The organism is Sphingomonas tagetis, assembly GCF_024211275.1.
Lineage (GTDB): Bacteria > Pseudomonadota > Alphaproteobacteria > Sphingomonadales > Sphingomonadaceae > Sphingomonas > Sphingomonas tagetis.
Map to the genome: position 1 here is coordinate 45953 of NZ_JAMLDX010000012.1, position 21240 is coordinate 67192.

The window sequence follows — 21240 nt, forward strand, 5'->3', positions numbered from 1 at the left end:
GCTGGCCGGCGCTTACTTGAGCGAAGCCGGGTCGAGCAGGGTTTCCATCTCGATCGCCTTGGCCGAGGCATCGCGCGCCGCCTGCGGGCCGGCGATCAGGCCGCGCTTCACCAGCGGGCCGTCGGGCGCCCACATCTGGGCATATTGCGCGAGGAACTCCTTGAGCCCGGGCACCGCCTTGAGATGCTGCTTCTTGACGTAGATGTAGAGCGCGCGGGCGCCGGGATAGGTGCTGCCGGCGATCGTCTCGTAGGTCGGCGTGACGCCTTCGACCGGAATGCCCTTCAGCCGCTGGGCATTTTCCTCGAGATACGAATAGCCGAAGATGCCGATCGAATTGGGATCGGTCGAGAGCTTCTGGACGATGAGGTTATCGTTCTCGCCCGAGTCGATATAGGCGGCGTCGCTGCGGATCAGCAGGCAGAGATTCTCGAACTTGGTCTTGTCCGAGTCCTTGAGCGCCTTGGCGTCGGGCGACACGGCCTCGCAGCCCTTTTCGAGGATAAGCTCGGCAAAGGCGTCGCGCGTACCGGAGGTCGAGGGCGGGCCGAGCACCTTGATCGGGATCGCCGGAAGCGACGGATTGACGTCGGCCCAGGTCTTCGCGGTGTTGGGCTTGCCGCCCGGATTGGCGGCGAGCGCGAGGTAGATGTCCTTGCGGGTCAAAGCGAGCTTCGGGCCGTTGACGGATTCGGCGAGGGCGATGCCGTCGCTGCCGATCTGCACCTCGATGATCTCGGTCACGCCGTTCTTCTGGCAAAGCTCGAATTCGGACTTCTTCATCCGGCGCGACGCATTGACGATGTCGGGATGGGCGACGCCGATGCCGCCGCAGAACAGCTTCATGCCGGGGCCGGTGCCGCCCTGTTCGATCACCGGAGCCTTGGCCTGGGTGCTCTTGTTGACGAACGCCTCGGCGACGGCGGTGGTGAACGGATAGACGGTGGACGAACCCACCACCTTGATCTGGTCGCGGCTGGCCTGCTGGCCACAGCCGGTCAAGGCGAGCATTGGCGCCAGCGCGGTGAGCGCGATCAACGGAAAGCTGCGCATCTGAAGTCCCCTCGGCCCATCGTTGCGAGTCGCAATGTTGCGGGGGGCCGGCCCCGTCGCCGGGCCTCTGTTGCAGTTACGTTACCTATTTATGACAGCGTCGCGAAGCTATTGTGACACGCTATTGTGACGCTGGGGCCGCGGGCAAAAATATTGTTACGGTGGTGCCCTTGCCGACCACGCTGCCGATGTCGAGCCGACCGCGATGTCGCTCGACGATGTGCTTGACGATGGCAAGGCCGAGGCCGGTGCCCCCCGCCGCGCGGCTGCGGCTCGAATCGACTCGGTAGAAGCGCTCGGTGAGGCGCGGCAGATGTTCGGGCGCGATGCCCTCGCTCTCGTCGGCCACCGACAGCCGGATCATCGAATCGCCCGATGCCTTCAGAGTCACGGCCACCGGCGTCCCCGCGCGGCCATATTTCATGGCGTTACCGACAATATTGTGCAGCAATTGCGAGAGCTGGACCTTGTCGCCGCGCACCGGGGGGAGCGCCGCCGCGTCGATGACGACGTCGGATGCGCGTTCCGGCGCGACTGCGGCGAGTTCGTCGCGGACCTCACGGGCCAGCGCCGCGAGATCGACCGAATCGTCGGGCGCGCGGTATTTTTCGGCCTCGATCCGCGACAGCGACATCAGGTCATCGATCAGCCGCTGCATGCGGCGCGCCTCGGTGCCCATGACGTTGAGGAAACGCGCATGCGTCTCGGGATCGTCCGCAGCATCCTCGAGCGTCTCGATGAAGCCCAGGATCGAGGCGAGCGGCGTGCGCAGCTCGTGACTGGCATTGGCGACGAAATCGACTCGGATGCGGTCGGCGGCGTGGCTGCCGGTGCGGTCGCTCAGATGCACGATGCGCTGGCCGCCGGGGAGCGAGCGTACGCGCATTTCCCAATGCTGGTCGCGGCTGCCCAGGCCGATCAGCTGGATCGGCGCATCGGACGCGGATTCTTCGGGGTCGAGCAGCCGTTCGGCGGCGGCGGGGTGACGGATCGCGACACGGACATCCTCGCCCAGCACATGCTCGCCGAGCAGCGCGCGGGCAGCGCGGTTGGCGGCGGCGACGCGGTTCGACGCGACCAGCAGCACCGGTTCGAAGATCGCCTCGATCGCATCGGCGATGCCCGCCGGCGGCGGCGCCTCGCCCTCGCCCGGGAACGGCGCCTCGACCTCACCGGGCGGGGTGGCGATCATCAGAATGACGATGCCGCCGATAAGGGCGATGCCGGCGGCCTCGATGCCGCCTGCCAGCCAGATCGCGCCGGTGATGATGAGCACGACCAGAACGGCGATGATCGTGCGGGGCGAGCGGCGGGCCATGAGCGCTCTCTAGGGTCAGGACCCATTGCTCGCAACGGCCGTGACGGAGCGGAATTCGGTTCGGGGCTAGGAGAGAGGAGGGAGTGATGCAGATGCATCGTGACCCCAAGGGACCTTGGCTCGCGACGCCGCCACGGGCCGAATTCCGCCCGCCGCGAAGCGGTTGCCCGGACGCGTCCGCCGGCTGCGTCGCGGGGCTTGCGCGTAGCGCCGCTACGCGCTGCGCGCCGCTCCTTGCCGGACGAACCCGTCCGGGCAATCACGACCATTGCGAGCAATGGGTCCTGACCCTAGCCCAGCGTGAGACAGGTGCGATAGCCTTGGTGCTTGCGCGCGATTCACCTTTGTGAAAGGCAGCTGTGGCAGGGAGGGAAGGATGAGCGAGAAGACGCCACCGACCGACAAGGCCAGGAGCCCGAGCCGCCGGGCGCTGATGCTCGGCGCGGCGAGCGCATCGGCGATCGTCTCGATCAAGCCGGCGCTGGCGCAAACCGCCGGGTCGGTGCTCAATTGCGAGATCCCGGTGCCCGATGCCGGACGCGCGGGCAACTATATCGCCGCCGACGGATCGCTGGTGCCGTCGGGCACGCAGGGCGCGTTTCCGCCCGCTGCGCGCCCGTTCAGGGGCGAAGAGGTCAAGCAGGCGTTGGGCGGCGCCAACCTGCCGGGCACGAGCTATGAGCAGAGCCGGGCCTACACCAACTACATCCGCCGGTTGCAGCGCGGCACGAGCGGGTTCACCTGCTTTGCGTCGCTACAGATGCCGCGCGGCTGAATTTCGTGACTCGCTATTGCGCCGCGGACCCCGCGACGCTCCGGATCGAACCGCTCGATAGCCTCACCCTGATCTATCACCGGTCGTCGGGCATCACGCATGTCGTGGATTCGCCGGTGCCCGAGCTGCTTGCGGTGCTTGGCAGCGATGCGCTCACGCTGGACGAAACGCTGGCGGCACTGGCCGAGGCGCATGACCTGATCGATCCGGATGCGGGCGCGCTCGCGGCGAGGCTGGACGAACTGGTCGAGGCCGGGCTGGTGGAGCGCTGCTGATGCGGCATTCGACGATGCTGCGGATCGGGCCGGTCGGGTTTCGCGTGGGCAGCGACTGGCGCGCGCCGGTGGCGGCGCTGGAGGCGCTGTACCGGAATTATCCAAAGCCGCAGGACGGCATTCCGGATTTCAGCGTGCGGCTGTTCGCGGCGCGGCCGTGGCGGCGATTCGTGCGATCGGCCGTGCATATCGGGGGCGATTTCGTCATTCCGGATGCCGCGCCGCTGCCGCTGGCGCAGGGCCTTCTGGCGGCCGAGATGGGCATGAACCTGCAGATGGCGCTGGGGCAGCGGCGCTATCTGCTGCTGCATGCCTCGGGCGTCGAGAAGGACGGCAAGGCGCTGCTGATGACGGGCGAGTCGGGCGCGGGCAAGTCGACGCTGGCAGCGTTGCTGATGGCGCGCGGCTGGCGGCTGTTGGGCGATGAGTTCGTGCTGATCGACCCGGTGACGGGGCATGCGCACGGCTTTCCGCGGCTGATCAGCCTCAAGAACGAAGCGATCGGGGTGATGGCGCGCGAGGCGCCGGGCGGGCGTTGGGGGCCGCTGCTGGAAGGGACGCCGAAGGGGACGATCCGGCATCTGGTGCCCGATGCCCGGGCGATCGCGGCCATGGACCAGCCAGCGGTGCCCGCTTTGCTGCTGTTTCCCAATTTCGGGTTCGAGGCGGCGGCGCGCGAAGTGCCGCCGAGCGAGTGTTTCGTGCGGCTGACCCAGGCATCGACCAACTATGTTTCGCTGGCGGAGACGGGGTTCGATGCGCTGACGCGCTTCGTGCGGGCGGTGCCGGCGCGGGCGATCGACTATCCCGATACGGCAAGCGCGGTGGCGCTGGTGGAGCGGTTGTGGGGCGAACTCGCATGAGCGGGGCGTTGCTGGCACGGGCGCTGCGCGAGCCGCAATCGGTCGAGGCGCTCGATGGCGCGGGCTGGACCGCGTTGCTCGCGGCAGCGCGGGCGGAGCAGCTGATCGGTTCGCTGGCGTGGCGGGTGGATGGGCTGGCGATGCCGGATGCGGCGCGGCGGGTACTCGCCGATGCGCGCGCGGCGGTGGAGCAGGGGCGGCTGGCAGCCCTGTGGGAAGCGGAGATGGCGCGGCGTGCGCTGGCGTCCTCGGGCATGCCGGTGGTGCTGCTCAAGGGCACGGCGTTCGTCGCGGCGGGTCTGGCGGCGGGGATGGGGCGACAGATCGGTGATCTCGACATCCTCGTGCCGCGTGAGCGGATCGAGGAGGCGGAGACGGCGCTGCTGGCGGCGGGGTGGGAGTGGGTGAAGCCGGATCCCTATGACGACGAATATTACCGCCGCTGGATGCATGAGCTGCCGCCGCTGATCCACCGCGAGCGCGACCGGATGATCGACGTGCACCACACGATCCTGCCGCTTACAGCGAAGGTGACGCCGGATGCGACGGCGCTGATCGAGAGCCGGGTGGCGCTGGAGAACGGCCTGTATGTGCTGCCGCCCGAGGGCATGGTGGTGCACGCGGCGGCGCATCTGTTCGCCGACGGCGATTTGCAGGGCGGGTTGCGCAATCTGTGGGATATCCATTGCCTGACCGACGAGTTCGGCGGGGCTGAGTTCGACGAGCGGCTCGCGGTCTGCGCGGCGCGGCATGGGCTGACGCGGGAAGTGGCGCGCGCGGTGCGGCTATCCGGCGCGTTGTTCGGTGACGGTGACGCCGTGACGCTGGTTGACCGGCTCTATATCCGCCGCTTGCTTGCGCGCGACGGGTGGGGGCAGCCGACGCGCAAGCTGACGGAACAGGCCTTTTACCTGCGCGGCCATTGGCTGCGCATGCCGCCGCTCATGCTGGCAAAGCACCTCTGGACGAAATGGCGGAAGGGGTATCGCCCAGCCGGATGAGCGCGGGGATCAGCTCGTCAAAGCCGTCGATCACCGCGTCCGCGCCCAGCTCCTCGACCGGCTGCATCAGGAAGCCGAAGCTCACCGCGATGCTTGGGATGCCGGCATTCTTCGCGGCGAGAATGTCGTAGATCGAATCGCCGACGAACGCCGCGCGCCCGCCGCCACAGCGCCGGATCATCTCGTGGATCGGCTCGGCGGAAGGCTTGGCGTTGCCCTTGCCCATCGTGTCGCCGCCGATCACGCAAGCGAAACGGTGATGCAACGCGAGTTCGGCGACCAGCTTGACCGCGAAGCGCTCGAACTTGTTGGTGACGATCGCGATCTTGACGCCGCGCGCTTCGAGATCGTCGAGCGCCTCGATCAGGCCGGGGAAGGGCGTGGTGCCGTGGCTGAGATTGGCTTCATAGAAGTCGAGCAGCGCCGGATAGGCGACCCGCATCACCTCGGGATCGAACCCGCCTGACGCCTCCAGCCCCTGTTCGAGCATATATTTCGCGCCGCGGCCGATCATCGGGCGCACGCGCTCGGCGGGCAGTAGCGGTCTTTCCACCAGCGCCAATGCGTGGTTCACGGCGGCGGTCAGATCGGGGCTGGTGTCGAACAGCGTGCCGTCGAGGTCGAAGCCGACAATGTCGAAGGGGAAATCAGCCATGCTGCCCCGATGCCCGCTACGCTATGGAAATTGCAATATCTTCGTGGCAGGGGCGACATATGGGGACCATCCAATGACCGCCCGTCCAGTCGCCGCCGTCATCCTCGCCGCGGGCAGCGGCACCCGCATGAAATCCGACACGCACAAGGTGCTGCATCCGATCGCCGGGCGGCCGATGCTGTTGCATCTGGTCGATACGGTGGCGGGGCTTTCGCCCGAGCGCACGGTGGTTGTGGTGGGCGCGCGGCGCGAGCAGGTCGAGGCGGCGGTCGCGCCGCATAGCGTGGCGATGGCGCATCAGGCCGAGCAGCTCGGCACCGGCCATGCGGTTGCGCAGGCGGAGGCCGCGCTGGCGGGGTTCGCGGGCGACGTGCTGATCCTCTATGGCGACGTGCCGCTGGTGAGCGCGGAGACGATGCGGCGGATGGTCGAGCGGCTCCACGGCGCGGATTCGCCGGCGGCGGTGGTGCTGGGCTTTCGACCCGCCGATGCGGGCGCCTATGGCCGGGTGATCGCCGATGCCGATGGGCGGATCGCCAAGATGGTCGAGTATAAGGATGCCTCGCCTGAGGAACGCGCTGAGACTTTGTGCAATTCGGGGCTGATGGCGGTGCGGTCGGTCGACCTGTTCGCGCTGCTGGCGCGGGTCGGCAACGACAATGCCGCGGGCGAATATTATCTGCCCGACATCGTGATGCTTGCCGCCGGTGACGGGCGTGCCAGCGCGGTGATCGAGACCGATGCGGTCGAGGTGACCGGCGTGAACAGCCGCGCCGAGCTCGCCGCGCTGGAGGCGCAATGGCAGCAGGCCCGCCGCGCGCGCGCGATGGCGGACGGCGCCACGCTGACCGCGCCCGAGACGGTGTGGTTCGCGCATGACACGGCGATCGGGCGCGACGTGACGATCGAGCCCAATGTCGTGTTCGGGCCGGGCGTGAGCGTGGCGGACGGCGTCGCCATCCGTGCGTTCAGCCATATCGAGGGCGCGACCATCGCGACCGGCGCGACGGTCGGACCCTATGCGCGGCTGCGGCCCGGTGCGGTGGTCGGCGAAGGCGCACATGTCGGCAATTTCGTCGAGATGAAGAAGGCGGTGCTGGGTAAGGGCGCCAAGGCCAATCACCTGACCTATCTCGGCGATACCGAGGTCGGGGCCGGGGCGAATATCGGCGCGGGTACGATCACCTGCAATTATGACGGTTTCTTCAAATACAGGACGCAGATCGGCGCGGGTGCGTTCATCGGATCGAACAGCGCGCTGGTCGCGCCGGTGTCGATCGGCGATGGCGCGATCGTGGCGGCTGGATCGGTGGTGACGCAGGATGTGGCGGCCGACGCGCTGGCGCTGGTGCGGCCGCCGCAGACCGCCAAGCCGGGCTGGGCGAAGCGCTTTCGCGCGATGATGACGGCGCGCAAGGAGGCCAAATGACCGACCGCTATGCCGGCAAGCCATTCCTCAAGCTGCTCGACAGCTATGTGCTCGACGCGATCGGCGCGCTCGATCCGGCGAGCGATGCTTCATTGACCGCGATGGAATCCAGGTTTCGCGAGATCTTCGGTGCGAGCGGCGACTGGCGCACGATCGTCGCCGAGCGCATGCAATTCCCCAAGGGGATGGCCGGCGCGATCCGTGAAGTGTGGGAAAAGGGCAGCGCGAAGTTCGTCGCGGCGCAGGGCCACCAGCCCGACCCGCATGAATTCACGCGGACGTTCGTGGACACCAATTTCCCGCATTGAGCGGCTGGGGGACGAGTTTCGATGTGTGGAATCGTTGGAATCCTGGGCAAGGACGACGTCGCCGACCGGCTGCTCGACGGGCTCAAGCGGCTGGAATATCGCGGCTATGATTCGGCCGGCATCGCGACGGTGGTCGGTGGTGCGATCGAGCGTCGGCGCGCATCGGGCAAGCTGGTCAATCTCGGCAAGGTGCTGGCGGCGGAACCGCTGGCGGGGGTGACCGGTATCGCGCACACGCGCTGGGCGACGCATGGCGGGCCAACCACCAACAATGCGCATCCGCATGCCACCGATCGTGTCGCGCTGGTCCACAACGGCATCATCGAGAATTTCAAACCGCTGCGCGAGGAATTGCTGGCGCGCGGCCGCAAGCTCGAGAGCCAGACCGATACCGAGATCGTCTGCCATCTGGTGAGCGAGCAGATCGAGGCGGGACTGGATCCGGTCGAGGCGGTCAAGGTCGTGCTGCCGCGGCTGCACGGTGCGTTCGCGCTGGCGATCCTGTTCCGCGATCATCCGGACATGCTGATCGGTGCGCGCTTGGGCTCGCCGTTGGTGGTCGGTTATGGGGATGGGGAAACCTATCTCGGTTCCGATGCGCTGGCGCTGGCGCCGCTGACGCAGCGCATTTCCTATCTCGATGAAGGCGACTGGGTCGTGCTGACGCGCGGCGGCACGCAGGTCTATGACCAGGCCAACAACCCGGTCGAACGGGCGATCGTCAATTCGGGCGCGTCGGGCCAGCTGATCGACAAGGGCAATCACCGCCACTTCATGGCGAAGGAGATTTACGAGCAGCCGATCGTGGTGGCGCAGACGCTGCGCGCGTATCTCCAGCGGCTCGAGGACAAGGTGACGCTGCCGATTCCCGACTTCGACCTGTCGGTGATCAAGCGCGTGACGATCGTGGCGTGCGGCACCAGCTATTATGCCGGCATGGTCGCCAAATACTGGTTCGAGCAGTTCGCACGCGTCGCGGTCGACATCGATGTGGCGAGCGAGTTCCGCTATCGCGCGCCGGTGATGGAGGATGGCGGGCTGATGATCGTCATCAGCCAGTCGGGCGAGACGGCGGACACGCTGGCGGCGCTGCGTCACGCGAAGGCCGAGGGGCAGACGATCGCGGCGGTGGTCAACGTGCCGACCAGCACGATGGCGCGCGAAGCCGATTTGCTGCTGCCGACGCATGCCGGGCCGGAGATCGGCGTCGCCTCGACCAAGGCGTTCACCTGCCAGCTCGCGGTGCTGGCGGCGCTGGCGGCGAACCTCGCCAAGGCCAAGGGCCGGATGACGCCGGAGGAAGAAAAGGCGATCGTCGCGCACCTCGCCGAGGCGCCGGCGGCGCTCAACGATGCGCTGGGCCGGGACGAGGCGATCGAGGCGATGGCGGGCGCGGTCGCGGGCGCGCGCGACGTGCTGTATCTGGGCCGCGGCACCGACTATCCGCTGGCGCTGGAAGGCGCGCTCAAGCTCAAGGAAATCAGCTACATCCATGCCGAAGGCTATGCCGCGGGGGAGATGAAGCATGGGCCGATCGCGCTGATCGACGAGCATGTGCCGGTGATCGTGATCGCGCCATCGGGGCCGCTGTTCGAGAAGACCGTCAGCAACATGCAGGAAGTGCAGGCGCGCGGCGGCAAGGTCGTGCTGATCAGCGATGCCGAGGGGATCGCGGCGGCGGGCGAGGGGTGTATCGCGACGATCGAGATGCCCAAGGCGCACCCGCTGATCGCGCCGATCGTCTATGCGGTGCCGGTGCAGCTGCTCGCCTATCACGTCGCGGTCGCCAAGGGCACCGATGTCGATCAGCCGCGCAATCTGGCGAAGTCGGTCACCGTCGAATAGGCTGGCCGCGCAACGGACGGGGGTAGGCGATGCGGTGGCTGGTTCTCGGGGCAGCGGCGATGCTGGCGGCATGTGGTGGCGCACCGGCGGGCAACGAGACCGCCAAGGCCGAGGGCGCGCAGCCCGGTCCCGAGGCGCCGATCGATCCGGCCCATGTCAAATGCGACCAGCGGCCCGATTTCGTCGTGCTGCGACCCGATGCGCAGATTCAGAGCTGCACCTCGGGCAAGGGGCCGTCGCCGCGCCGCGAGAGCGGCACCGTGATCTATCTGACCGCCGACAAGGCTGCCGACGTAACCGCCTGGTATCGCGAGCAGGCCAAGGCGTTCGGGATGCAGGACGCGCTGATCGCGGATACGCCCAGCCCGATCTATTCGGCGAAGGATGGGACGAAGCGCAATTTCATGGTGCTGACCGAGGCGGTCGGCGCGCGCACGAAGATCACGCTGAACTGGGGCCGCGACGGCTAGGAAGCTGGAGCGGGTGAAGGGAATCGAACCCTCGTCGTAAGCTTGGGAAGCTTCTGCTCTACCATTGAGCTACACCCGCGAGAGGCCGCGCCCTCTATCCACATCGCACCTGTTCTAAGCAAGGGCAAAAAGCGGTCGCTCGCCTTGGGCGCGCGGCAGCCGGGACGCGGCATGGTTGGCGGAAATGGTAAAATTGGCATTAACCATGTTCTCATCACATTACGTAAGTTTCCTGCATTACCCATAATGATCACGCGCGGCGGAAGAAACCGGCGGACCGGTGCGCCGCGCGCGACATTGTTGGAGGGGGAAGCGATGTTCCAGCTCTGGAAGCCGGGTCGGCAAGAGGCCGATAACTATCATCTCGCACGAGCGTATGAAGAGCGTGTTCGCGCGCAATTGACGCAATCGGACGCAGCACGCGTAGCACATCTGCAACTGAGCGAACTACATTATGCGGCGTCGCGAGCGGCGGTGGCGAAGCCTGCGGCTGAGCCCCGGCCCATGGGGGATGCGATACGCGTGTGCAGATTGCCCGCTCAAATCGCCGGCCCGCGATACGCGGAGCGAGGCAGCACGCCGCTGCTCGCCTATCGCGGTGAAGTGATCGAGCTGCGTTCCCGGCGCCGCTGAGGTTTCAACGCTGCAAGGTTAGGCTACGGGCACGCCGAAGAGGTCGTGATCGTCGGCGTCCTCGATCTCGACCTTGACGATGTCGCCCTGCTTGAGATGGCCGGCGTCGCGGAGGAAGACCGTGCCGTCGATCTCGGGCGCATCGGCCTGTGACCGTGCGTTGGCGCCGTCTCCATCGACTTCATCGACGATCGCTTCGAGCGTGCGGCCGATCTTTGCCTGGAGCTTGGCGGCAGAGATCGCGGCGGTCTTTTCCATGATGCGGGCGTAGCGCTCTTCCTTGATCTCCTCCGGCACCGCACCGGGGAGATCGTTGGCGGCGGCGCCCTCGACCGGCTCGAAGCGGAACGCGCCGACGCGGTCGAGCTGGGCTTCATCGAGCCAGTCGAGCAGATATTGGAAGTCCGCCTCGGTCTCGCCGGGGAAGCCGACGACGAAGGTCGAGCGGATCGTGATGTCCGGGGCGATACTGCGCCATTTCTTGAGGCGTTCGAGCACCTTGGCCTCGTTCGCCGGGCGCTTCATCGTGCGCAGGACCGTGGGGCTGGCGTGCTGGAACGGGATGTCGAGATAGGGGAGGACCAGCCCCTCGGCCATCAGCGGGATGACCTGATCGACATGCGGGTAGGGGTAGACATAGTGGAGCCGCACCCACGGCGCGATCTTGCCCAGCTCGCGGGCGAGGTCGGTCATGTGCGGGACGACCGGCGCGCCCTTCCACATGCGCGGTTCCTTGCGGATATCGACCCCGTATGCCGAGGTGTCCTGGCTGATGACCAGCAGTTCCTTGGTGCCCGCTTCGACCAGCTTCTCCGCTTCGCGCAGGATCGCATCAGGGCGGCGGCTCACGAGATCGCCGCGGATCGAGGGGATGATGCAGAAGGAACAACGGTGGTTGCAGCCCTCGGAAATCTTCAGATAGCTATAGTGGCGCGGGGTGAGTTTCAGGCCGCTTTCCGGCACCAGATTGATGAAGGCGTTGGCCGGCATCGGCGCGGCGTCGTGCACGGCCCCGACGACTTCCTCATAAGCCTGCGCCCCCGAGACCGCGAGCACGCCCGGGAAGCGGGCGCGGATGACCTCGGCCTCCTTGCCCATGCAGCCAGTGACGATGACGCGGCCATTCTCGGCGATGGCCTCGCCGATCGCCTCGAGGCTCTCCTCCTTGGCGCTGTCGAGGAAGCCGCAAGTGTTGACCAGCACCACGTCGGCGCCGGCATAATCGGCCGACATGGCATAGCCGTCGGACCGGAGTTTGGTCAGGATACGCTCACTGTCGACCAGATTCTTGGGACAGCCGAGCGACACCATGCCCACCTTGGGGGCTTCGGGGAGTCGCGTTGCCATGAGGCAGGCGCACATAGGGATTTTTGGGGAAAAAGATAGTGGCCAGCGCCGCGAACGCGCGCAGACGGACTCGCTCAGCCTTTCGCCTGGGTGTGGATCACCTCGACGATGGTGTCGCCGGGCTGGAGCGCATTCGCTTCGGGGGTGAAGAAGCCGAACATCTCGTTGTTGCGAAAGATGCGCAAGCCGATGCCGGTGGCGAGTGCCGAGAGCGGCTGACCGACTTCCGCCGGGGTGACGGCACGCTCGGCGAGCGCGACCGGGCCGTCGATCGATGCCAGGTCCATCATGTAGTCGGCGATGTGCTGGCTCTTGCACGAATTGGCGAGCAGCAGGCCGGCGAAGCTGACCGGGTTGATGACGGTGGTGGCGCCGGCGGCGCGGGCGGGGAGTTCATTGTCCTCCGCCTTGATCACCGTGCTGATGCGCAGGCCCGGCGCGAGGTGGCGCGCGGTGAGGGTGATCAGCACCGAGGTGTCGTCGCGGCCGGCGCTGACGATCATCGAGGCGGCGCTGCGGATCTTGACGTCCTCGAGCGTCGCGTCGCGCGTGGCGTCGCCCTGAAGGATGTTGCAGCCGCAATCGCGGGCGCGTTCGAGCGTCTCGGCGACGCAGTCGATCACCACGATGTGGCCCGGATCGGTGCCGCGCGCGATCAGCTCATCCACCGCTTCGGCGCCGGTGGTGCCGTAGCCGGCGACGATGATGTGGCCGGTCAAATTCTTCTGGATCACGGCCATACGCCATTTGTCCCATGTGCGCTTGAGAACGAAATTATAGGCGGTGCCGATGAACAGCAGCACCGCGAAGATGCGGATCGGGGTCACCACCAGCGCGTCGAACAGCCGCGCCTCGTCGGTCACCGGGGTGATGTCGCCATAGCCGACCGTGGTGATCGAGATCATCGTGAAATAGACGACGTCGGCGAAGCTGACATGGCCGTCATAATTGTCGCGAAGGCCCGACCGGTCGAACCAGTGGACGCCGATCGCGAGCACGAACATGCCGATCACCGCGAGGACGCGCCAGCTGATCGACACCCAGACGGGAAGGGTGGATTTCCGCTTGAGGGTCGAGTGGGGCAGTAGCGCCATTCAGCGTGCCGGGAGCCTCGGGATCGGATCGACGGGGGTGCGTCCCTGCCGCATCTCGAAATGCAGCTGGGGCCGGTTCGTTCCGCTGTCGCCCGACAGCGCGATCATCTGGCCGCGCTTCACCGACTGGCCGCGCTGGACGATGAGCTGGCCGGCATGGCCGTAGATCGTCGTCCAGCCGCCGCCATGCTGGATCATCACCAGTCCGCCGAGCGACGGGATGTCGCTCCCGACATAGGCGACCGTGCCATCGGCGGCGGCGAGGATCGGGGTGTCGAGCGGGACGGCGATCTTGAGACCGTCGCTGCGCTCGCCGGTCGCGACGGGGCCGAAGCGGCGCAGGATCTGGCCGCGTGCGGGCCATTGGAAACCGCCGACCAGCGCGGCGGGCGGGGCGACCGGGCTGGTCGAAGGCAGCACGCGGGCAGCGGATGCCGAGGGTTTAGCGGGGCGTGCGCGTTCGGTGATCGCCGGCTGGCTGCCGGTGACGATGTCGTCGATGTCGATGCGGAACGCGGCGGCGCGCTCCTCGCGCGTAAGCGGACGGTCTTCGCCCGGGATCAGCACGCGCTGGCCGACGCGCAGGATATAGGGTTCGGCCAGATCGTTGGTGGTGACCACGCGGCCCCAGTCGACGCCATAAGCACGCGCGATGGCGATACCGGTCTCGCCCGCGCGGACGAGGTGGTAGCGGCCGCCGGGAATGGTCAGCCGCTGGCCGATGCGGATCGCGAACGGCGGTTCCAGGCCGTTGGCGCGGGCGATGGCTTCGGAGCCGGCGCCGGTCTTGCCGGCGATACCGCGCAACGTGTCGCCGGATTCGACGATGTAGGTCGAGCTTGTGACGGTGCGCGCGTCGGGGGTGACCGGGCGGGCCTCCCACGCGGGCGGCGGGGCGGGAAGGGCGGGGACGTCCTGTTCGCGGCGAGGGGCGGTGGTGGGGTCGCCGGTATAGACGACACGCTGGGGCCGTGGTTCGGGGCGCGGTCCCGCGCCCTGCGGGATGCACGCGGCGAGGAGCGGCAGCATCGCTACCGTCAGACCCGCTCGCATTGCCCCCTTTGCGATCATGCCTCCCCCGGCATTAACCATAAGCAGCGGCGAGCATATCCAAGGATTCGCGGTGAGTCATGTCGAGATGGAGCGGCGTGACGGTAATCAGGCCCTGCTCGATCGCTTCGAGATCGGTATCGGCGACTGGCGTGTGCGGCACGCGACCGAGGCCGAACCAGTAATAGTCGAAACCGCGCGGGTCGGTGCGCTTGTCGAGCTTGAGCCGGCCATAGTCGCGCAGGCCCTGATGGACGGGCTTGATGCCGCGGACGTCAGCGGCCGGGATGGGCGGGAAATTGACGTTCATCAGCGTGCGCGGCGCCCAGGGTGCCTCGAGCAGCGGGCGCAGCACGCGCTCGCCCCATGTCTCTGCCGCGTCGAAACTCACGCGTTCGCCTGGTGCGGTCGCGCCGTAGCGCTGGCTGAGCGCGACCGAGCGGATGCCGGCGAGCGCGCCTTCCATCGCGGCGGAGACGGTGCCGGAATAGCTGACATCCTCGGCGAGATTGGCGCCGCGATTGACGCCGGACAGGATCAGGTCGGGCTTGTCGTCCTTCATGATCTGCGCGAGCGCCATCATTACCGCGTCGGTCGGCGTGCCGGTGACGGCGAAGCGGCGCTCGCCGAACTGGCGCAGGCGGACCGGTTCGGTCAGGCTGAGCGAACGGCCCTTGCCGGACTGTTCCTCCAGTGGCGCGACGATGGTGATGTCGTCGGACAGCGTGCGGGCGATGCGCTCGAGGACTTCGAGCCCGCGCGCATGCACGCCGTCGTCATTGGTGAGGAGGATTTTCACTTGGCGGGTTCGAGACGGTTGAGGCCGCGCAGATAGGGCTGGAGCACTTCGGGCACTGCGACCGCGCCGTCCTCCTGCTGATAATTCTCCAGCACCGCGACCAGCGTGCGGCCGACAGCTAGGCCCGAGCCGTTGAGCGTATGGACGAAGGCGGGTTTGCCGTCGGCGTTGCGGTAGCGTGCGTTCATCCGCCGCGCCTGGAAATCGGTGCAGGTCGAGCAGGACGAGATCTCGCGGTAGCGCGCCTGGCCGGGGAGCCACACTTCGAGGTCGTAGGTGCGCGCCGCCGAGAAGCCCATGTCGCCCGCGCACAGCTTCATGCGGCGGAAGGGCAGGCCGAGCTTGTCGAGTATGCCTTCGGCGCAGGCGGTCATGCGCTCATGCTCGGCTTCGGAGGCCTCGGGCGCGGTGATCGAGACCATCTCGACCTTGTCGAACTGGTGCTGGCGGATATAGCCGCGCGTGTCGCGCCCGGCGGCGCCCGCCTCCGAGCGGAAGCAGGGGGTGAGCGCGGTGAAGCGCAGCGGCAGCGCCTCGGCGGGCAGGATCTGCTCGCGCACGATGTTGGTCAGGCTGACCTCGGCGGTGGGGATCAGCCAGCGGCCGTCGGTGGTGCGGAACAGGTCCTCGGCGAATTTGGGGAGCTGGCCGGTGCCATACACCGCCTCGTCGCGGACGAGGAGCGGCGGGTTCACTTCCTCATAGCCGTGATCGGCGGTCAGCGTGTCGAGCATGAACTGGCCGAGCGCTCGGGCGAGCTTCGCGGCGTGGCCACGAACGAGCGTGAAGCGCGCGCCGGCGAGCGCGGCGCCGGTCTCGAAGTCGAGGCCGAGCGCGGGACCGAAGGTGTCATGCTCTTTCGGCTCGAACGCAAAGGCGGGCTGGGTGCCGCGGGTGTGGACGAGCTGGTTGTCGTCCTCGTCCTTGCCTTCCGGGACATCGGCGGCGGGGAGGTTGGGGATGGCGGCAAGCGCCGTCCGCAGCGCTTCGTCAGCCTCGGCCTGATCGGCGGTCAGCGTCTCCAGCTCGTCCTTGAGCGTGCCGACCTCGGCCATCAGCGCCTGCGCGCGCGCCTCGTCCTTCGCCGCCTTGGCCTGGCCGACCTGTTTCGACAGATCGTTGCGGCGCGCCTGGACCTCCTGCTGGCGCGTGGTCAGCGCACGGCGCGCCTCGTCGAGCGAGGTCAGCGATGCGGCGAGCGGCTCGGCGCCGCGGCGGGCGAGGCCGGCATCGAAGGCTTCGGGATTTTCGCGGATCAGGCGGATGTCGTGCATGGGCGCAGGCTATGGCGTTGCGCGTTGAACGGCGCAACCCGGTCCGCGTCCCGCGCGTTCACCCCGCAATAAATCGAGGAGACGAGAGATGCAGGTTCCCCACAACGCCTTTGTCGTGGTCGCCGATGGCCGCAAGATGCTGTTCCTGAGGAACGAGGGCGACGTCGAGCATCCCAATCTGCAGGTCGAGCGCAAGCGCGTGCAGGATAATCCCGACAATCACGAGCAATCGGCCGATGTGTCGGGCCGTGCGCAATCGACGCGGATGGAAGGCGGCACCTTCGCCGCGGGCGGCGGCACGATGGAGAATGCCGATTTCCACCAGATCGAGGAGGACCGCTTCGCGGCGGATACGGCGGAACTGCTCAACAAGCGCGCGCTCAACAACGACTTCGAATCGCTGATCATCGTCGCGCCGCCCGGGACGCTGGGCGAACTGCGCAAACATTATCACAAGGAGGTCGAGAATCGGCTGGCGGGCGAGATCGACAAGGACCTCACCCGCCATACCATAGCTGAAATCGAGCAGGCGTTGATCGCCGCTTAGTTACCCGGCCACTTCCTTCACCTTGCGGTTCTGGAAGCGCTTGCGTGCGACCAGGGCCGCAGCGGCGGCGCCGAACAGCAGCACCATCGGCGGCGCCGGGACCGGCTCGGGGCCGCCCGACGAACTGCTGGTCCCGCTCGAGGTGGAGGACGAGGTGCTAGTGGAACTCGACGTGCTCCATCCGCTCGACGTGCTCCAGCCGCTCGAAGTCGAGGTCGACACATCGCCGGACGAACTGGCCGAGGTCGAGGACGAGGTCGACGCGGACGTCGATGCCGAGGTGGACGATGAGGTCGAGACGTCGCCCGAGGACGAGGCCGAGGTCGACGAGCCGCCGGTCGAGGTCGAAGTCGAGGAGCCCCCCGTCGAGGTGGACGAACCACCGGTCGAGGTCGAGCTGGACGTGCCGCCGGTCGAGATCTCGCCCGAGCTGGTGGTCGACGAGATGACGATGCCGCTGCTGCCCGAGCCGCCCGAGCCGCCGAAGAATCCGCCTGCGAAGAAGCCGCCGCCGCCGCCAAAGCCACCGCCGCCGACGACCGCGCCGCCGGTATCGGCTGCCGCGGCATAGACGGGTGCAGGCGGGAGCGGCACGGGTGCGCCCTGCGTCGTCACCGTCACCACTTGCGGCTGGCACTGCGTCGTCGTGACCGTGCGGCGCACGATGCGCTTTTTGACCGGGCGCGACACGACGCGCTTCTTGACGATCACGCGCTTCTTCGCCGCCTGCTTCTTCACATAGACGCGTTCGGCGCGGGCAGTGTCGGCCATATGGACCGCACCGCCACCCACAACCGCGCCGCCGCAAGCACATGCGCAAAGTTTAGCCAAGGCCATCCGTACCGACATGACGACTACTCTCTTGTCCCTGAACCTGTTCCCCGTGCTGCAACAAGCAGCTTCCTTGATGGCTCAGTGACAGAAAAGGGCAGAAGAAAGTATTAAGCGCAACCGCGTTAACCATATATCGGGCTATCATTCGATATATTTCAGGCGGTTCGTCGGCTGTTCGATAGTTAATGTTCCTGAAAGGGACATGTGGTGGTTCATTACTACCAGAATGTTAGTAAAGATGGTTAATTATTAAGGATTGCTGACCAGCGGATTCAGGCCGCTGCAATTTCCCGCATGGCAATAACGGTTTGCCGCGCGAATCTGTGGATTCGGACGCTTGTGGAGAGCGCTGCGCACTCGTATAGCGCCGGCGGGCAAAAGCGGACTTTCGATCGGCTTCGCTGTCGGAAATCCGGGGTGGAGAGTGCAAATGGCGACCGTGTACGATCATCGCGATGACCCCGAAAAGCTGCCGCCGGCCGCCAATGACGCGGCTGACGGTTATCGGCCGAGTGCCGACGAACCTTTCATGAATCCCCGCCAGCTTCAGTATTTCCGTGAGAAGCTGCTGGCGTGGAAGGACGCGATCCATCGCGAGGCGGCGGGCACGCTGAGCCAGCTTCAGGTCGATTCGCTGCGTGAAGCCGATTTGACCGACCGCGCATCGAGCGAGACCGACTGGTCGATCGAACTGCGCACTCGCGACCGCCAGCGCAAGCTGATCGCCAAGATCGATGCCGCGCTGCGCCGGATCGAGGATGGCGAGTATGGCTATTGCGAGGTGACCGGCGAGCCGATCAGCCTCGGCCGGCTCGAGGCGCGGCCGATCGCGACGATGACCGTCGAGGCGCAGGAGCGTCACGAGCGCAACGAGAAGGTCTCGCGCGAAGAATAATCCGGCGGCCCGTCACGGAAGCGCCGGGTTAACGCTTTGGATAGTGATTGCTGCTCTAATCGCGCGCATCGAGATCAACATGAGCGCCCGATGGACCAGTTTTCCACCGACCCCCTGAACGAATTGTCGAGTGACGACCTCGCGAGCCAGCGCAATGGGTCGCGGGATAGTCTGCTGCTGTCGGCTCAGCTGCGCACGGCTGATGGGGTGGATGTGACGGTGCGCGTTCGCAACCTGTCCTCGGGCGGGCTGATGGCTGAATATTCGCAGCCGATCACGCAAGGGACGCCGGTCGAGGTCGAGGTGCGCGGCGTAGGCTGGATCAACGGCCGCATCGCCTGGACTGCCGAGGGCCGCATCGGCATCGCGTTCGAGCGCGAGATCGACCCGATGGCTGCGCGCAAGCCGGTCGCCGCGGGCCGCTCGTCGCCGGTTGCCAAGCCGGTTCGCCGCGCGATCTGACGGTTTTGGTTCAGCTTCGCTGAACGCGGCACCGCCCTCCGCAGCTTCCATCGATCTTCGATCGCTGGAGCCTAGCTGCTCCGCCCGCTCCCCCACCCGGCCACCCAACGGAAGTGTATTCTATGGGTGGCCGGGTGGGGGAGCGGGCCGGTGCCGCACTCATCCAGCTGTGCTGGATCAAAAAATGTTCGAGTAGCGGCGCCACCCCGGTCCAGGCCCAGGGTGACACCGGATATGCGCGTCAGATCAGCGCGATTTCTTCCTTTACCCTGAGTTTTTGGCGCTTCAGTTGGGCGATGATCATCTGATCGGGCAATGGCCGGTGCGTTTCGTCGCTGATTTTGCGATCGAGAGTCGCGTGCTTGGCCTCAAGTGCCGAGAGATGCGCGTTCTGCATGGAAGCAATCCTCCTGCTCATCGTTGCAAGGATCATGGAGTAAATCACGATTCGCGGCGCTTGTCGCCCCTTGCGATTCGGGTGATCGACAAGGCAACGCTGATCTGCGACGGGCCGATGTTGCGGAACGCGCGCGGGGGTTGCGGCTGGTGATGGAAGAAAGCGAGATTCTGCGCCGGCTGGAGCTGCTCCGGGTCGAGCATCGCGACCTCGACGTCGCGGTCGACGCGCTGCGGATGGCCGGCGCGCCCGACCAACTCCAGATCGCGCGGCTCAAGAAGCGCAAGCTGCGGCTGCGTGACGAGATCGCCCTGCTCGAGGATCAGCTGATCCCCGACATCATCGCGTGATTCGTTCCGGCACAGCCGCTCCGATTTTCCCGTGAATTGGCTATTTCGTTAACGAGAAGTTTCTGACAGCGTAGCCGGCATGATCGGGGCTGTGAGCACATCGCGTATCCACCGCAAGCTGATCGATTCGCTCTACACCGAATCGATGCTGCTGGCGGACGAGGCGCGCGGCTATTTCGACGAGTTCGGGCGCGCGGAGCGGGATACGCTCGACGCGATGACGCGCGTGATGTTCTCGTGCGAGTCGCTCAAGGTTACGACTCGCCTGATGCACGTCATCGCCTGGCTGCTGACCCAGCGCGCGGTCGATGCCGGCGAGCTGCCGGCGCTCGACGCGCTCGATCCCTCGCGGCGGCTGGGCGTCGCGCCGGAGACGGACGAGGCGTCGTTCGGGGTGATGCCGGTGGCGGCGCAGGGGCTCATCACGGCGAGCATCGACCTGTATCGCCGAGTCGAACGGCTCGACAGCGCGCAGGGCGAGGAAGCGCCGGTGATCGTCAGTCCGGCGCGCACGATGCTCGACCGGCTGGCGCACGCCTTCTAGGCGGCCCAGCCCCCGGCGCCCATTGCCGCGAATCGCGCCCGCGCCGCGCGATATTCCGCATCGAGCCGATCGACGAAGTCGGCGACTGGCGTCACCGCCTTGACCGCACCGATTCCCTGGCCAGATCCCCAGATGTCGCGCCACGCCTTGGCCTTCTGGTTGCCGCCCGAGCCGAAATTCATCGTGCTGGGGTCGCTGACCGGCAGCTTGTCGGGATCGAGCCCGGCGGCCTCGATCGAGGCGCGCAGGTAGTTGCCGTGAACCCCGGTGAACAGGTTGGTGTAGACGATGTCGGACGCGCCGCTGGCAACGATGCCGGCCTTGTACGGGCCCTCGGCATTGGCCTCGGCCGTGGCGATGAAGGGCGAACCGATATAGGCGAGATCGGCGCCCATTGCCTGCGCGGCGAGGATCGCGCCGCCATTGGCGATCGCGCCCGACAGGATCACCGGCCCGTCGAACCAGGTCCGCGTTTCCTGCACGAACGCCATCGGGTTGAGCATGCCGGCATGGCCGCCCGCGCCGGCACACACCAGGATCAGCCCGTCGGCGCCCTTTTCCACGGCCTTGCGCGCGAAGCGGTCGTTGATGACGTCGTGCAGCGTGATGCCGCCCCAGCTGTGCACGGCCTGATTGAGTGCCTCCTGCGCGCCCAATGAGGTGATGACGATCGGCACCTGCCATTTGGCGCAGGTGGCGAGGTCGGCTTCGAGCCGGTCGTTCGAGCGGTGGACGATCTGGTTGACCGCGAACGGTGCGGCGGGGCGGCCGGGATTATCGCGGTTCCACGCCGCGAGTTCCTCGGTGATGCGGTGCAGCCATTCATCGAGCTGGCTCTGTGGCCGCGCGTTGAGCGCGGGGAACGAGCCGACGATCCCCGCCTTGCACTGGGCGATGACGAGATCCGGTCCGGAGACGATGAACAAGGGCGAGCCGATGACCGGCAGGCGCAGGCGATCGAAGAGCGGGGGCAGGGCCATGACCCGTTTCATAACCGAACCGATCGGGCTGTCCAGCGCGCC

25 protein-coding genes and 1 tRNA gene are annotated in these 21240 nt (G+C 66.9%); 14 read left to right on the plus strand and 12 right to left on the minus strand.

What is annotated here, in order from left to right:
- Positions 1-12 precede the first annotated feature (12 nt).
- Positions 13-1053 carry a substrate-binding domain-containing protein gene (locus tag M9978_RS14975; protein ID WP_254294564.1) on the minus strand — a complete coding sequence of 347 codons (1041 nt, stop codon included), beginning with the start codon at positions 1051-1053 and terminating at the stop codon, positions 13-15.
- Between the two features lie 121 nt (positions 1054-1174).
- Positions 1175-2371 carry an ATP-binding protein gene (locus M9978_RS14980; RefSeq protein ID WP_254294566.1) on the minus strand — a complete coding sequence of 399 codons (1197 nt, stop codon included), beginning with the start codon at positions 2369-2371 and terminating at the stop codon, positions 1175-1177.
- Between the two features lie 376 nt (positions 2372-2747).
- On the opposite strand from M9978_RS14980, the gene M9978_RS14985 reads away from it, so the two are divergent.
- From M9978_RS14985 to M9978_RS15000, 4 genes are read left to right on the plus strand one after another with little or no spacing between them, the layout of a single operon-like run.
- Positions 2748-3146 carry a hypothetical protein gene (locus M9978_RS14985; protein ID WP_254294568.1) on the plus strand — a complete coding sequence of 133 codons (399 nt, stop codon included), beginning with the start codon at positions 2748-2750 and terminating at the stop codon, positions 3144-3146.
- A gap of 5 nt (positions 3147-3151) precedes the next feature.
- On the plus strand, positions 3152-3421 hold the full coding sequence (locus M9978_RS14990) for an HPr-rel-A system PqqD family peptide chaperone (RefSeq protein WP_254294570.1): 270 nt from the start codon (positions 3152-3154) through the stop codon (positions 3419-3421).
- Positions 3421-4284 carry an HprK-related kinase A gene (locus M9978_RS14995; RefSeq protein WP_254294572.1) on the plus strand — a complete coding sequence of 288 codons (864 nt, stop codon included), beginning with the start codon at positions 3421-3423 and terminating at the stop codon, positions 4282-4284. The genes M9978_RS14990 and M9978_RS14995 overlap by 1 nt, the downstream gene beginning before the upstream one ends.
- On the plus strand, positions 4281-5285 hold the full coding sequence (locus tag M9978_RS15000) for a nucleotidyltransferase domain-containing protein (RefSeq protein WP_254294574.1): 1005 nt from the start codon (positions 4281-4283) through the stop codon (positions 5283-5285). The genes M9978_RS14995 and M9978_RS15000 overlap by 4 nt, the downstream gene beginning before the upstream one ends.
- Here the strand turns inward: M9978_RS15000 and M9978_RS15005 are convergent.
- Complete coding sequence (locus M9978_RS15005) at positions 5227-5940, minus strand: HAD-IA family hydrolase (protein ID WP_254294577.1); 714 nt, start codon at positions 5938-5940, stop codon at positions 5227-5229. The genes M9978_RS15000 and M9978_RS15005 overlap by 59 nt on opposite strands.
- Positions 5941-6013: 73 nt before the next feature.
- Between M9978_RS15005 and glmU the strand changes: the two genes are divergently transcribed.
- Genes glmU through M9978_RS15025 form a run of 4 tightly spaced genes read left to right on the plus strand, consistent with a single transcriptional unit; the run spans position 6014 to position 9992 of the window.
- Entirely contained in the window at positions 6014-7369 is a 1356-nt protein-coding gene (gene glmU, locus M9978_RS15010; RefSeq protein WP_254294579.1) for a bifunctional UDP-N-acetylglucosamine diphosphorylase/glucosamine-1-phosphate N-acetyltransferase GlmU, read from the plus strand.
- A complete protein-coding gene (locus M9978_RS15015; RefSeq protein WP_254294582.1) occupies positions 7366-7677 on the plus strand; it encodes a hypothetical protein in 312 nt (103 codons plus the stop codon). The genes glmU and M9978_RS15015 overlap by 4 nt, the downstream gene beginning before the upstream one ends.
- A gap of 21 nt (positions 7678-7698) precedes the next feature.
- Positions 7699-9522, plus strand: coding sequence for a glutamine--fructose-6-phosphate transaminase (isomerizing) (glmS, locus tag M9978_RS15020; RefSeq protein WP_254294583.1), 1824 nt, complete (start codon positions 7699-7701; stop codon positions 9520-9522).
- A 29-nt stretch (positions 9523-9551) separates the two neighbouring features.
- Entirely contained in the window at positions 9552-9992 is a 441-nt protein-coding gene (locus M9978_RS15025; protein ID WP_254294584.1) for a hypothetical protein, read from the plus strand.
- Positions 9993-9997: 5 nt separating this feature from the next.
- Here M9978_RS15025 and M9978_RS15030 read toward each other — a convergent pair.
- Positions 9998-10071, minus strand: a tRNA-Gly gene (locus M9978_RS15030).
- 92 nt (positions 10072-10163) lie between these two features.
- Here M9978_RS15030 and M9978_RS15035 point away from each other — a divergent pair.
- The gene (locus M9978_RS15035) at positions 10164-10625 is read left to right on the plus strand and encodes a hypothetical protein (RefSeq protein ID WP_254294585.1); all 462 of its coding nucleotides are present in this window, start codon (positions 10164-10166) and stop codon (positions 10623-10625) included.
- Between the two features lie 18 nt (positions 10626-10643).
- On the opposite strand, the gene rimO is transcribed toward M9978_RS15035, so the two are convergent.
- The 5 genes from rimO to serS form a co-directional block, all read right to left on the minus strand.
- Positions 10644-11972, minus strand: a complete 1329-nt coding sequence (gene rimO / locus M9978_RS15040) for a 30S ribosomal protein S12 methylthiotransferase RimO (protein WP_254294586.1) — start codon at positions 11970-11972, stop codon at positions 10644-10646.
- Positions 11973-12046: 74 nt separating this feature from the next.
- Positions 12047-13066, minus strand: coding sequence for a potassium channel family protein (locus M9978_RS15045; RefSeq protein WP_254294587.1), 1020 nt, complete (start codon positions 13064-13066; stop codon positions 12047-12049).
- Complete coding sequence (locus M9978_RS15050) at positions 13067-14095, minus strand: M23 family metallopeptidase (RefSeq protein ID WP_254294589.1); 1029 nt, start codon at positions 14093-14095, stop codon at positions 13067-13069.
- 55 nt (positions 14096-14150) lie between these two features.
- Complete coding sequence (surE, locus tag M9978_RS15055) at positions 14151-14915, minus strand: 5'/3'-nucleotidase SurE (protein WP_254294590.1); 765 nt, start codon at positions 14913-14915, stop codon at positions 14151-14153.
- Positions 14912-16189, minus strand: a complete 1278-nt coding sequence (gene serS / locus M9978_RS15060) for a serine--tRNA ligase (protein ID WP_254294592.1) — start codon at positions 16187-16189, stop codon at positions 14912-14914. The genes surE and serS overlap by 4 nt, the downstream gene beginning before the upstream one ends.
- Positions 16190-16277: 88 nt before the next feature.
- On the opposite strand from serS, the gene M9978_RS15065 reads away from it, so the two are divergent.
- Entirely contained in the window at positions 16278-16736 is a 459-nt protein-coding gene (locus M9978_RS15065) for a host attachment family protein (RefSeq protein ID WP_254294594.1), read from the plus strand.
- Here the strand turns inward: M9978_RS15065 and M9978_RS15070 are convergent, their stop codons facing one another.
- Positions 16737-17507 (minus strand): PEP-CTERM sorting domain-containing protein, encoded by a 771-nt coding sequence (locus M9978_RS15070; RefSeq protein WP_254294596.1) that lies wholly within the window; start codon positions 17505-17507, stop codon positions 16737-16739.
- A 493-nt stretch (positions 17508-18000) separates the two neighbouring features.
- Between M9978_RS15070 and dksA the strand changes: the two genes are divergently transcribed.
- A complete protein-coding gene (gene dksA, locus M9978_RS15075) occupies positions 18001-18465 on the plus strand; it encodes an RNA polymerase-binding protein DksA (protein WP_254294598.1) in 465 nt (154 codons plus the stop codon).
- 90 nt (positions 18466-18555) lie between these two features.
- Positions 18556-18927 carry a PilZ domain-containing protein gene (locus M9978_RS15080; RefSeq protein WP_254294600.1) on the plus strand — a complete coding sequence of 124 codons (372 nt, stop codon included), beginning with the start codon at positions 18556-18558 and terminating at the stop codon, positions 18925-18927.
- A 241-nt stretch (positions 18928-19168) separates the two neighbouring features.
- On the opposite strand, the gene M9978_RS15085 is transcribed toward M9978_RS15080, so the two are convergent.
- Positions 19169-19324 carry a YdcH family protein gene (locus tag M9978_RS15085; RefSeq protein ID WP_254294602.1) on the minus strand — a complete coding sequence of 52 codons (156 nt, stop codon included), beginning with the start codon at positions 19322-19324 and terminating at the stop codon, positions 19169-19171.
- 152 nt (positions 19325-19476) lie between these two features.
- Between M9978_RS15085 and M9978_RS15090 the strand changes: the two genes are divergently transcribed.
- Both M9978_RS15090 and M9978_RS15095 read left to right on the plus strand, forming a co-directional pair.
- Positions 19477-19674, plus strand: a complete 198-nt coding sequence (locus tag M9978_RS15090; protein WP_254294603.1) for a YdcH family protein — start codon at positions 19477-19479, stop codon at positions 19672-19674.
- Between the two features lie 79 nt (positions 19675-19753).
- Positions 19754-20218 (plus strand): DUF1465 family protein, encoded by a 465-nt coding sequence (locus M9978_RS15095; RefSeq protein WP_254294605.1) that lies wholly within the window; start codon positions 19754-19756, stop codon positions 20216-20218.
- Here the strand turns inward: M9978_RS15095 and M9978_RS15100 are convergent.
- The gene (locus tag M9978_RS15100) at positions 20215-21198 is read right to left on the minus strand and encodes an NAD(P)H-dependent flavin oxidoreductase (RefSeq protein ID WP_254294607.1); all 984 of its coding nucleotides are present in this window, start codon (positions 21196-21198) and stop codon (positions 20215-20217) included. The two genes, M9978_RS15095 and M9978_RS15100, sit on opposite strands and share 4 nt — an antisense overlap.
- Between the last annotated feature and the right edge of the window lie 42 nt (positions 21199-21240).